The sequence below is a fragment of the Pseudonocardia benzenivorans CB1190 genome (assembly GCF_000196675.2).
GTDB classification, from domain to species: Bacteria; Actinomycetota; Actinomycetes; order Mycobacteriales; family Pseudonocardiaceae; genus Pseudonocardia; species Pseudonocardia benzenivorans.
The window spans coordinates 2,297,483-2,309,807 of sequence record NC_015312.1 but is presented as its reverse complement, the minus strand read 5'-3'; the positions used below and the strand labels follow the sequence as shown (position 1 = coordinate 2,309,807).

Annotated in this window: 8 protein-coding genes; 2 read left to right on the top strand and 6 right to left on the bottom strand. The window is 69.6% G+C overall.

All coding sequences use genetic code 11. The features are described from left to right. Positions 1-32: 32 nt before the first annotated feature. The 6 genes from PSED_RS10990 to PSED_RS10965 form a co-directional block, all read right to left on the bottom strand. A complete protein-coding gene (locus tag PSED_RS10990; RefSeq protein WP_013674315.1) occupies positions 33-815 on the bottom strand; it encodes a glutamine amidotransferase in 783 nt (260 codons plus the stop codon). Between the two features lie 95 nt (positions 816-910). Then, a complete protein-coding gene (locus PSED_RS10985; protein ID WP_013674314.1) occupies positions 911-2,368 on the bottom strand; it encodes an aldehyde dehydrogenase family protein in 1,458 nt (485 codons plus the stop codon). A gap of 135 nt (positions 2,369-2,503) precedes the next feature. After that, positions 2,504-3,991 carry an aldehyde dehydrogenase gene (locus PSED_RS10980; protein WP_013674313.1) on the bottom strand — a complete coding sequence of 496 codons (1,488 nt, stop codon included), beginning with the start codon at positions 3,989-3,991 and terminating at the stop codon, positions 2,504-2,506. A 62-nt stretch (positions 3,992-4,053) separates the two neighbouring features. Next, the gene (locus PSED_RS10975; RefSeq protein WP_013674312.1) at positions 4,054-4,395 is read right to left on the bottom strand and encodes a cupin domain-containing protein; all 342 of its coding nucleotides are present in this window, start codon (positions 4,393-4,395) and stop codon (positions 4,054-4,056) included. 39 nt (positions 4,396-4,434) lie between these two features. Next, positions 4,435-5,502: a phosphotriesterase family protein gene (locus PSED_RS10970; protein WP_013674311.1), complete on the bottom strand. Its 1,068-nt coding sequence runs from the start codon at positions 5,500-5,502 to the stop codon at positions 4,435-4,437. Positions 5,503-5,582: 80 nt separating this feature from the next. Beyond that, the gene (locus PSED_RS10965) at positions 5,583-7,037 is read right to left on the bottom strand and encodes a nicotinate phosphoribosyltransferase (RefSeq protein WP_013674310.1); all 1,455 of its coding nucleotides are present in this window, start codon (positions 7,035-7,037) and stop codon (positions 5,583-5,585) included. A 1,764-nt stretch (positions 7,038-8,801) separates the two neighbouring features. On the opposite strand from PSED_RS10965, the gene istA reads away from it, so the two are divergent. Together istA and istB are read left to right on the top strand one after the other, a co-directional pair. Then, entirely contained in the window at positions 8,802-10,361 is a 1,560-nt protein-coding gene (gene istA, locus PSED_RS10960; protein ID WP_103384716.1) for an IS21 family transposase, read from the top strand. Further along, a complete protein-coding gene (gene istB / locus PSED_RS10955) occupies positions 10,358-11,137 on the top strand; it encodes an IS21-like element helper ATPase IstB (protein WP_013673103.1) in 780 nt (259 codons plus the stop codon). The genes istA and istB overlap by 4 nt, the downstream gene beginning before the upstream one ends. Positions 11,138-12,325 lie beyond the last annotated feature (1,188 nt).

Below are 12,325 nucleotides of genomic sequence, written 5' to 3'. Positions count from 1 at the left end.
CTCTCAGGGCTCTCAGGGGCTCTCAGGGGCTCTCACTGACCTCGGGAACCACCCGCGGCCCAGGACAGTATCGACGTCCACAGAACCGCATAGTGCTCCCACTCCACGAACTCCGGCGGAGCCCAGTGCGGAGCAAGGTCCGAGGCGAAAGCCACAGACCGACCCCGGCCGTACTCCCCCACCACCAGCAACGGGTCATCACCAGCCCGCGCCACCACAGTGGAACCCTCCTTCGGGAACGTCCGGTTGTAGCCCAGCAACATCGGCCACTCCGCCGGCGTGCCGCCCAACACCGGGTGAGCCGGATCGCACACGTCCACCTTCAACCCGTCAGAAACCTCAACCCGGTCGTCGGTGGCCATCAAGCCCACCGGCAACACCTCCGCCAACGGGCTCATCCCATAACGCGCCTTCCCGTCGATCCCGGTGAACGACAGGTACCCCCCGACCATCACCAGCCCACCACCACGGCCCACATAATCCGCCACCAGCGAGAGCTTGTTCGGAGACTTCTCCGAACGCAGGAACGTCTCGTCCGGCAACAGGAACGAGTTCGACCCGATATCAGAGATCACAACCACGTCGAACGCGTCGAGCGCCTCCGCCGTCTTCGGGAACAACGCACTGATCTCGTGTCCCCGCACATACGTCAACTCATGACCCGCCGCCCGCACACAGTCCAGGAAGACACCGGCGCCCTCCTCATACTCGGTGGAGTGGAACTGATCGAAGCCCTTCATATGGATCGTGTGCTTGATCCAGGACTCACCCGCGACCAGAACGCGCAACGGCGGGAAACTCAGGATGTCGGGCACATGCCCTCCTCTCGGTTCGGAATGTACTATAAACGATTCTTGCTGCGGGCTGATGACACCCGCTCGAGCGGGTCACGCGCCGGCCGGTGGCCGCCTCATAAGCTCACCCCCGAGAGCACGAGCAGCCGCGACTCGGTGTAGTCCTCCATCGCGGCCCGCACTCCTTCGCGTCCGATACCGGACTCCTTGACCCCTCCGTACGGCATCTGCTCGGCCCGGAAGGTCGGGATGTCGCCGACGATGACGCCTCCGACCTCCAACTCCCGATGTGCGCGGAACGCCGTCTGGATGTCGTGGGTGAAGATCCCGGCCTGCAGGCCGAAGCGCGAGTCGTCCAGTGCCCGCAGGCCCTCGTCCACGCCGTCCACCGCCGCGACGGTGAGCACCGGACCGAACGCCTCGTCCTGGCAGACCTGCGCGTCGGCCGGGGCGTCGACCAGCACGGTGGGAGAGACCAGCGCGTCGGTGACCGTCCCGCCGGTCAGAACCCGGGCCCCGCCCGCGACGGCGGCGGTGACCCACTCCCCGATCCGCTGCGCAGCTGCTCGGTTGATCAACGGCCCGACGGTGGTCGCCGGCGACCAGGGGTCACCCACGACGAGCTGCTCGACCTCCTCCACCAGCACCGGCAGGAACCGTTCGTACACCGTCCTGTCGACGAGGACGCGCTGCACCGAGATGCAGGACTGGCCGCCCTGGGCGTTTGCGCCGGTCGCGATCCGCCGGGCCGCCTGCCGCAGGTCGGCATCCGAACTCCAGTCCGGACAGATCAGCACCCCGGCGTTGCCGCCGAGCTCCAGAGTGACGTGCTTGCGGGGCACCGCGTTCCGGATGGCCCAGCCGACCGGTCCGGACCCGGTGAAGGACACCACGGGCATCCGCGGGTCGGCGACGAGACCGGCAGCGACCTCGTCGTCGACCGTGAGCACCGAGAACGCGCCCGCCGGTAGCCCGCAGTCGGTCAGGATCTCGCCCAGCAACAGGGCGCTGAGCGGCGTCTTCGGCGCGGGTTTGAGCACGATGGGCGCGCCCACCGCCAGGGCGGGCGCGATCTTGTGGGCGGCCAGGTTCACCGGGAAGTTGAAGGGTGTGATGCCCAGGACCGGACCCCGGGGGAACCGGCGCTGCAGGGCCAGGCGCCCGTCTCCGCCCGGCTCGCTGTCCAGTCGCTGGAGCTCACCCGACCACCGCACCGCCTCCTCCGCCCCCCACCGGAAGGTCAGGGCGGCGCGCTGCACCTCGGCTCGCGACCATGTGATCGGCTTGCCGCTCTCCCTGGTGATCGTGGCGGCGACCTCGTCCATGCGCTCGAGCAGACCCGTGGCCGCCTGTCGGAGAGCGTCCGCGCGGCGGTGGGCGGGAACCGCGAGCAGGCTGCCGGCCGCCTCGTGGGCCAGCTGCAGCGCCTGCTCCACGTGCTCGGGGTCGGCGAGGGCGACCTCGGCCACGAGCTCGTCCGTCCAGGGGTCCCGGACCGGCAACGTTGCGGAACCGGACACCGGCTGCCCGGCGATCCAGGCCCCCGCCCGCCGGACGGTCGTGGTGCCGGTCATGGCGCCGCCCACCCGGCGTCACGGGTGCTGGCGGGTGCGGTGGTGTCCTGTGGTCGGTTGAAGCGGACGAAGACGTCGTTCACGGGGCTTCCGATCGAACGTGGGAGGGGACGGGACGAGGACTCTGCGGGTGCGCTACTCGCTGCCACCCGGCTTGTCCTCGAGGACCATCGTCTTGTTCTCCAGGTAGGGCAGCAGCCCCGCGACGCCGCCTTCACGGCCGATGCCGGACTGTTTGAACCCGCCGAAGCCGATGCCGAAGTCTGCGCGGTTGTCGTTGTGGCCGACGGTGCCCGCCCGGAGCTGCCGCCCGACCGCCAGCGCCTTGTCCACGTCTCGGGTGAACACCGAGGCGTTGAGGCCGTAGATGGAGTCGTTGGCGATGCGGATGGCATCCTGCTCGTCCTTCGCAGGAATCACCGTCAGCACGGGACCGAAGATCTCCTCCTGCGCGATCCGCCACGAGTTGTCCACGTTCCCGAAGACGGTCGGTTGGACGAACCATCCGCGGTCGAGGCCGGCCGGCCGTCCACCTCCGGCCGCGAGCTTCGCTCCCTCGCTGAGCCCGATCTCGACGTAACCCTCGACGCGTTCCCGCTGCCGTTCCGTGGCCAGCGGACCCATCTGCACGGCCGGATCGAAGGGGTCCCCGACCCTCACCTGCGAGAACGCTTCGGCGAGACCCTCCACCATCTCGTCATGCCGATGGCGGGGCACGATGATCCGGGTCAGGGAGCCGCAGATCTGGCCGGTGAGGAAACACTCCGCCCCGGCCAGGACCCGGGCGGCCTCGGCGATGTCGGCATCGTCCAGGACTACGGCCGCGGACTTGCCGCCGAGCTCGAGCGTGAAACGGCCGACCCGCTCGGTCATGATGCCGGCGATGGCCTTGCCCGCGGCGGTCGATCCGGTGAACGTGATCTTGTCCACCCGAGGGTCTCGGACGAGGGTCTCGGAGACCTCACGATCGGCGGTGACCACGTTCAGCACGCCCGCGGGCAGCCCGACCTGCTCAGCGATCTCGGCCATGATCAGCGCTGCGCCCGGCGCCTCGGGGGAGGCCTTGAGGACCACGGTGCAGCCGGCCAGCAGGGCGGGGGCGAGCTTGTAGGCGATCAGCGTCATCGGCACGTTCCACGGGATGATCGCGCCCACGACGCCGACCGGCTCCCGCACGATCATCCCGTATCCGCCACCGCCGGACGGGGTGGCGGGCTCCTCGAAGGGGAACGACGCCGCGAGCTCGGCGTAGTAGGAGTACGCGCCGATGACCTCCCCCATCACCGCGCGTGCCGCGCCGGCGAGGATCCCCGACTCTCGCGGCCAGATCTGCGCGACGTCCTCGACGCGGTCCTCGACCGCGGAGCTGATCGCCCGGAGGTACTCGGCGCGCTGCCCGTGCGTCATGCGCGGCCAGGGGCCGTCGTCGAACGCCGCCCGTGCCGCACCGACCGCGGCGGCGATGTCGGCGTTCCGCGCCTCCGCGACGCTGAAGTACACCTGCTCGGTGGCGGAGTCGACGACGTCGATCGTGTCCGAGGACGTCGGGGCGACCCATCGGCCGCCGATGTAGAACTCGTCCGGCCGGTCGAGGGGTACGGCGCCGGCGGTCGTGATGTCCACTCGCTATCTCTTTCCTTCTCCGTCGGTGCCCGTCGTGGACGCCGTCAGGTGCGGGGTACGGGTCAGGATCCGGACTCGACCGGGGGGACGTAGAACGACACCTTGCGGATGGTCTCGATCGTCCGCCAGGTGTCCGTGTCCCCGGCGAAGAGGCGGACGATGTCCCCCGGCCCGATCACGATCGTCTCTCCGGTGCGGTGGAAGGTGACCTCCGCCTTGCCCTCGAGCACCACGAAGATCTCGTCGGCCGTGACGCCCTCGTACTCCCCGACCTCCGCTCCCCAGACGTCCACGGCAGTGTCAGCGGTCAGGCTGTCCAGGTAGCGGGCGCCGGTGCGCAATGTCGGCGTCTTCGGCTTCCAGTCGAGCTCGGCTGAGAAGGCGTTTCCCAGAAGCTGGCTCACAGTTCTCCTCACAGGTGTACAGGCTCTCGTTCCGAGAGGTCAGTGGTCGGCGTGCGCGCCGCGGGCCGCCGTGAACAGGCGCCGGGGGTTGGCGGTGAGCAGGCTCGCGGTGACCTCGCCCGGGACACCGTGGCGTTCCAGCCGGGGCAGGAAGAAGCGGGGCACGTAGCCGTAGCCGTTGCCGCCGTTGCGGGTCCACATCGCCTTCGTGGCCATGTCGTGGCTCAGCAGCAGGCGCTCGGCGTAGCCCGCGGCGACGAGCGCGGCGACGGCGTCCGCAGTCTGGTGCGGCGCCGGGCACTGCCCCTCGCCTGCGTAGAAGAAAGGCATGCCGATCATGTCGAACTCCAGCCAGACGCCGCGCTCGGCGACGGCCCGTTGGTAGTCCGGGTCCTCACCGGAGGGGTCCATGTGGCACAGCACGACGGCCTCGGGCCGGACCCGCTCCTCGTCGAGGACGATGTCGAGGACCTCGTGGGCGCGCCGCTGCCAGCCCGGCAGGTGGACGAACAGCGGGACGCCGAGTTCGCGCTGTGCGCGGGCGGACGCACGCAGGTGCGTCCGTTCGGCCTCGGTGAACTGCGGGGAGACCCCGATCTCGCCGATGATCCCGGGCCGGATGCCCGTGTCCCCGACACCGTCCGCGAACTCGGCGAGGATCTCCGCCACCAGGTCGTCCACGGTGGTCTCGGCACGGCGGGCGGAGTGGAAGATGTGCACGTACCAGCCAGAGCCCATGACGACGTTGAGCCCGGTCCGGTCTGCGATGTCCCGCAGCGCCAGGGGGTCCCGGCCGACGTCGCCGTTGGTGCAGTCGACGACGGTCCGCCCGCCCGCCTCGACGAAGTTCGCCAGCTCCGCGACCGTGGCGTCCGGGTCGTCCTGGGTGGCGTTGTCCCGACAGCAGCGCGGGTCCTCGCGGAGCACCCACTGCATCGACGGGCTCACCTCGGCGTGGAACAGCGCGCGCTCGGCCGGGTCCTCGGGCTCGGCACGGGGCCTGCCGGACCAGTCGCTGAGCAGGTGCTCGTGGGTGAGCGTCATCCCGAGGGCGTCCACCGGAACCGGGCCGTGCACAGTACTGACCAGCACGGTCGGGGCATCCATCGGGTCAACCTCTTTCGTTCGCGTGGGGTCCCGGCGCCCCCGCCCGGGAAGGCGCGGGCAAGGGCGCCGGATGGACGACCTCAGGCCGAGACGGCGGTCTCGTCGGAGACGGTGCGCATCTGACCGACGTGGTCGATGTAGTAGGACTCGGGGACCTCCTTCTCGCTGTTCGCGATCAGCTCGGTGAAGTCCCACTTCTTGAGCAGCTTGCCGTCACGGAACACCGGCTGCAGCACGTTCTCCGACTCGGGGATCGAGCCCTTCGGCACGGTGGTGTACACGCCGTTGTCGTGCTTGAGAGCCAGCCGGCCCTTCTTCGACACCTTGAACGCCGCACCCGTCGGCGACTTGGCGATGTCGCGCCACTGGCCGTTCACACACACCGCCGAGGCCTTCTGACCGAAGTTCATCGTGTCGCGGTTCCAGTGCTGCAGCAGCCCACCACCCATCCCGAAGACCGCGTTGTCGGCGGCCAGGCCTCGGCGCTCGAGCTCCATGTAGACCTGCGGCAGCGAGTGGAAGTTCACCCCGTCGCCCTGCACGACCCGGATGAACGGGGGCAGAACCTTGAAGCCCTTCGAGTTCACGGTGTGACCGAACGCGTCCATGAGCCACTCGGTGGTATCGGCGGTGACCTGGACGATGTCGCCGGAGTCAGGACGGATCCCGACCAGACCGGGGAAGTTCTGGATCTGCTCCTTGAGCTCGATCCCGATGATCTTCTTGACGCAGTGCTCGTGGTCGTAGGTGTCGGTGAGCAGCAGCGCGACGCCATTGGAGGCGTACACGTCGAGCATGTTACGCAGAGCGTCGGCCTCGTGCTCGCGGCCCCAGGCACAGAACCCGGCGTGCTCGGAGTTCGGCCCGGAGTTGGAGACCTTGCCGGCGTTGTAGAAGCGCTTCGCCGCCAAGATGCCCGGCACCGTGTCGGACTGGTCGAAGTTGACCAGGTGCGCCAGACCACCGAGGGCCGCGGACTGCTGGGAGCTGACCCCACGGGCACCGTAGTCGTGCAGGATGTTGCGGATCAGCTGCGGATTGTCCGAGGTCCGCGCGAGCGCCTCCTTGATGACCATCTTGGACAACCAGCTGACCGTACCGATGGTGCTCGGGTACCAGACCGCACGCAGCAGCGCGGTCTCGAAGAAACTGGTGGCCCAGAAGTACTTCGGATCGGTGTTGATCACCTGCACCAGCACGTTGCGTGCCGGAAGGACGGTGCCCTCCGGAACCGCCTCGATCTCCACCGGCAGGTAGCCGCCATGATCGTTCAGAATGCCCAGCCAGTTCTCCCGGTTGAAATGCATCCCCTGCTCACGGACCACGAACTCGGCCTCGTCGATGTCCTCGAGCGTGACCGGACGCATCAGATACTCACGCAAGAACGCCTGAAGCCCGACGAACTGCACGACCGGCCACTCACCACCGCGCGACTCGATGTAACTCGACACGTACTCGGTGCCCGGAGGATAGAGCGGGTAGTGACAGTGCTTGTAGTTGTCCGTATTGATGATCAGGTTGTCGAGATACCCCATCGATCCGCCTTCATGAGAGTCGTTTCTACCGGTGGACTTGGTGCGCGTTGCGAGCCGGTTTGGCATCGTCCGGCCGCGAGCGTCGCTCAGATGGACGCCCCCGTTCACACACCGGAGAGCCTGGCTCACCCCAGCCCGTCGAAGCTAGGCGCGCAACCACAATGAACACGATCGTAACGTTTCTATGCTGGTCGAGCCCGGCTGACCTGAGGCGATCCGGGCAAGCCTCGACGTCGGGCAGTCTTCCGGGTGACCCGCGGCCGCTCGTCGTGTGGCGCTGGCGGCCCGACGCCGGGCCGCCAGCCGGCCCCACGTCAGCCGGGAAGTTCGGATGGAACCGGTTCTTGACAGAGTACAGCTCGCCCTGTCCCGCACCTGTTCACGGCTTCGCGTCGACAACTCGATCTCCCACTCCTGGAGCATGTCCGCCCGGGCCCGGTTCCGGCAGGACCATCCCGATAGTGGAGGTAAGACGCCGGTCGAGGTCGCGCGGGGACCCGTGGGGTGAGTACGCCAGGCCCCGGGCGGGCATCCAGCACCCGGTTGCGCTGCTTCGGCATGACCGGTCCGGAGTGCTGAGCAGGGAGACACCGTGCTCGCCGAGAACCCGAACATGCCCGGCCACGTCCTTCACGGTCCGCCGCTCGTGCGCAGTCGGTCTGCGTCACGTCGTGCCGCCTCATGCCCGTTTCACCGGGGCCTGCACGCGTGCCGCCCAGGACGGCGTCGAGGCCCACAGGACGGCGCAGTACCACCACCCGACGAATTCCGCCTGCGCCCGGCGCGGAGGAGGGTCGGAACGTGGAGGAGGCCGCGCGATCGGCGTCCGCGGTGTCGCCGACTGCACGCCGTCACGATCGGCGTCGCGGTCGACGGGTCGAGGACGTCCGGGGAACCGAGCCCGACGGGGCGGTCGAGGGCACCGATGAAGAAACGATCCGACTCCATCTTCACCTCTCCTCCCCGCCAAGAACCTGCACTCAGTCGACCATGGAGCCGTAGCATGGCTCCCGTCGATCGAGCACATATAGAAACGATTCTGGGATCATAGGTCCCTCGCCGTGGGGGGTCAAGAACGACACGGGCATCCCTCCCTCCGGGAGTTGCGCCCGCGCGGGTGAGAGGAACCTCGAAGACGGCGTCCCGGACGAGGCGGTCGCCCTGATCAAGCCGTGCGCCGACGCGGCCTCAACCATCTGGTGCGCCACAACCCGGCCCCCATTGCAGACGCGCACAACCGAGCGCGATGTCGGACTCACCCGCTGGCGCGAGCGGCGGTGCTGTTGTTCTGTGCACGACGAGCTGCGGAGCGAGGGCTCTGTCCTTGGGGTCGCCCTCGAGGAAGCCGAGCCCGCTCGACCAGCACCTGACACCGCAACAGCGGAGTGATCGGCCGGGCGGTCGTTCGCCACCGCGCCGGTAAGCCTGGTCGCGAGCATGCTGCTGACGTTCGCGTCGCCACGTCGACCGGTGCACGAGGTGTGATGGATGCAGGCCTGCGGGGCGAGGACGTGCGCGGCGGCTCGCGGGCGTCGCCGTCCGATCTCATCGCCCGACAGCGGAATCAGCCGACGATGTCCGTGGCCATGAAAAAGTCCCCGCTGGTGGCCAGGTGCAGGTCCTCGCGGGTGGCCGTGTGAGGTCCCCGCTGGTGGCCAGTTAGAAGTCCCCGGTCCCTCGTCGTGTCGTACCGGGCGGTGAGGCCCTGGGCGGTGACGGTGGCGGTTGTCGAAGCCAGCCACCGCACCGCCCAGGGGTCTCCCATTGAAGTCTGCGAGGGAACGGATGGACATCATTTCGGCCTATCGGGAGGTGGGCAGTTATCGCGGCGCGGCCGCGATCTGCGCCACGACCCCGAAGACGGTGCGCCGGGTCATCGAACGCCATGAGGGAGGAGGTGTTGCGCCGCAACGCAAGCCACGGCCCCGGAACTACGAGTCGGTCGCCGAGCTGGTCGCGGCCCGGGTCGGGAAGACCCAGGGCAGGATCTCGGCGAAGCGGCTGCTGCCCGAAGCCCGCGCGGCCGGCTACGAGGGCTCGGCACGCAACTTCCGCCGCCTGGTCGCGACGGTAAAGGCCGACTGGCGCCGCGATCATCACCGCGGCCGCCGTCCGGCGGTGTGGTCCCCGGGCGAGCACCTGGTCATCGACTGGGGCGTGCTCGCCGGGCTACACGTGTTCTGCGCGGTGCTGGCCTGGTCGCGGGTGCGGTTCGTCCGCTTCGCCACCGACGAACGCGCCGAGACGACCCTGACCATGCTCGCCGAGTGCTTCGAGACCCTCGGCGGGGTCCCCAAGGTCGTGCTCGCCGACCGGATGGGCTGCCTGAAAGCCGCCGTGGTCGCCGACCATGTCGTTCCGACGCCGGACTACGTGCGCTTCGCCAGCCACTACCGGTTCCGCCCAGACTTCTGCCATGGAGCCGATCCGGAGTCCAAGGGCATCGTGGAGAACCTCGTCGGCTACGCCAAGTCCGACCTGATCATCGGCTGTGGTCTCGTCGCCGACCTCGACTCCAGCACAGGTCAGCGGCCGGTGGACCTTGCCGCGGCCAACGAGGCCGCCCGGCAGTGGTGCGTCGAGGTGAACGCGGCGACGCACTCGGAGATCGCCGCCGTTCCGGCCCGGCGCCTGGCCGAGCACGAGCTCGCCGTGTTGGGCGGATTGCCGTCGCTGCGGCCGCGGGTCACCGGCCCGGCCGTGCTGCGCAAGGTCGACCGGCTCTCCTGTGTCCGGTTCGGCTCGGCTCGCTACTCGGTGCCCACCACCGCGATCGGCACCCGGGTCGAGGTCCGCACCCACGCCGACCGGCTCACCATCCTCACCACCGCCACGCCCGGCAGCATGACCGGTGGGGTGGTGTTGGCCGAGCACCGCCTGGTCGGGCCGGGTGAGGCGTCGGTGATCGACGCGCATTACGGCGGTCCCCGCCCTGCCACTCCGGTTCGGGCCGTCCGCCCCAAGACCGCGCAGGAGAAGGCGTTCTGCGCGCTCGGCCCGATCGCGGCGGCGTTCCTGACCGGCGCCGCCGCGGCCGGATCGGCCCGTCTCGGGACTGAGTTGGGTGAGCTGCTGGGCCTCGGGCAGGCCCACGGCGAACAGGCGCTGCTCGACGCGCTGGCCCGGGCGACGGCGTTCCGGCGGTGGCGAGCCGAGGACGTCCGCTCGATCCTCGCCGCCGGCGCGGCCGCACCCAGGCCCCGCCCGGCCGGAGAAGCCCTGGTCGTCGAGCTGCCCGCGGTCCCGACCCGCTCCCTGGCCGACTACGCCATCACCACCACTACCGAGCCGGACACCGCGGTGGTCGATGGGGATGCGTCATGACCGCGAGCAAGCCCCCGGCGCTCGATGCTGACCTCGAGGCCGGGCTCAAGCGGCTCAAGCTCGCTGCGATGCGCCGCCTGGCTCCGGAGCTGTTGCTCACCGCCCGGACCCAGCGCTGGCGCCCCGAAGAGCTGCTACGCACCCTGGTCGAGGCCGAGGTCGCCGCCCGGGACGCCTCCAACATCGCGAACCGGCGCAAGGCCGCCGGGTTCCCGGTCGCCAAGACCCTCGACGAGTTCGACCTGTCCGCCTCCTCGATCCCGAAGGCCACGTTCGACTACCTCGCCTCACTCGAGTGGATCCGCGCTCCGGAGAACCTCGCCCTGGTCGGGCCGGCAGGGACCGGAAAGTCCCACCTGCTCGTCGCCCTCGGCACCGCGGCGGTCGAGGCCGGGCACCGGGTCCGCTACTTCACCGCGGCCGAGCTGGTCGAAGCGCTCTACCGCGGCCTGGCCGACAACTCCGTCGGCCGGCTGATCGGCCAGACCCTGCGCCACGACCTGATCATCATCGACGAGATCGGGTTCGCCCCGCTCGACGACACCGCCGCCCAGCTGCTGTTCCGGCTCGTCGCCGCCGCCTATGAACGCCGCAGCCTCGCCATCAGCTCGCACTGGCCCTTCGATCAATGGGGACGGTTCATGCCCGAACACACCACCGCGGTCAGCCTGCTCGACCGGCTCCTGCACCACGCCCACGTCGTCGTCACCAGCGGCGACTCCTACCGCATGCGCGAGGCCAGGACCGCGAAGGGAGCCCCCATCAACACCAGCTGAACGACCCCGGACCGGGGACTTTCACCTGGCCACCAGCGGGGACCACGAACTGGCCGTTGACAGACGATGGCCGGTTGCCCCTTTTCGGCGTCGCGTTCGTGATCGAGACGCGGGTGACCGCGAGGTAGGCGGTACCTGGCATGGCCAGGGCGACGTGGGCGTGCCGGTCCCGGCGGGAGCGGACGTGGTCGTGGCCGAGTCCGGCGTCGTCTCCGCGGTCCGGAAGCACTCCTCGATCGCCGGCCGAGCTCGCGCGACCCGGACCGACTGTCGCAGCGGGGTGGCTGCGGGTGCGGCGCTGCGGTATGAGGCCGGCTCCCGTTCCGTCGTGCCCTCGACCGGCTCGGTCTGGCGACGAACCGGCAGCCAGTGCCCCCAGGCCGTCGGGAGGCCGTCGGTGGTGAGTGCGACAGCGGTCCCGGTCGGAGACCCGCAAACCCGAGCGCACCCGGCCCGACCGGACGTCGCTCCCAGCCGTCGTGCCACGGTGTGGGGCCACGCGCTCCGGCGATCCACCCACGAGTCCTTCGTGAGCCGCCGCCGGCGTCAGCGCGGGCGAGCATCGCCGGCCCACCCGTGCTCGTGCAGCACCCGACTCGTCGGCGACGGGCGCAGCATCCTCGGTCCGGGGTGCGCAAGAAGCGCTCTCGGTCGAGCAACGCCCGACCGTGGCCGCTCGCGTCGGCGAGGAGCACCCGAGCCGACAGCGGACGCCCGTCTTCATGAACCCGGTCTGGTCGACGGTCGACGCCGGACACAGGGGCGCCAGATCGAGGACGTAGTCGCCCAGATCGTCGCGGACCCCATCGCCGTCCCAGTCCGCAGCAGCCGCCGCGCCCCATCAGAGACACCGCCCCCGCGTGCTCCGCGGGGGTTCAGTTCTGCCGTTCGTGCGCTCCAGCCCGACCAGCAACCCGCGCAGGTGCGCGGCCCACCCGACACCCGGCCGAATCAGCCCGCGACCAGCTTCACCACCGCGTCCAACGAAGCCACGTCCCCGGAAAGACCGACCAGGCGTGACCATCACCGCCGACCGGGCCGTCAGCCCCGCACAGACGCCCTCACCGCCGTTTGCAGTACAAGGACACACTCGGTCAGCGCGAGACGCCTGGTTCAACAACTCGAGCAGTCATCGAGAATTCGACCAAACCGCTCGCCGTCGGCGCGAACAGCGACACGCGCGTTACC

Bases quoted from the DNA above. Each gene is read 5' to 3' on its own strand.
- PSED_RS10965 (WP_013674310.1), bottom strand. From the start codon at position 7,037: ATGGGGTATCTCGACAACCTGATCATCAATACGGACAACTACAAGCAC.
- PSED_RS10970 (WP_013674311.1), bottom strand. From the start codon at position 5,502: ATGGATGCCCCGACCGTGCTGGTCAGTACTGTGCACGGCCCGGTTCCG.
- PSED_RS10985 (WP_013674314.1), bottom strand. From the start codon at position 2,368: ATGACCGGCACCACGACCGTCCGGCGGGCGGGGGCCTGGATCGCCGGG.
- istB (WP_013673103.1), top strand. From the start codon at position 10,358: ATGACCGCGAGCAAGCCCCCGGCGCTCGATGCTGACCTCGAGGCCGGG.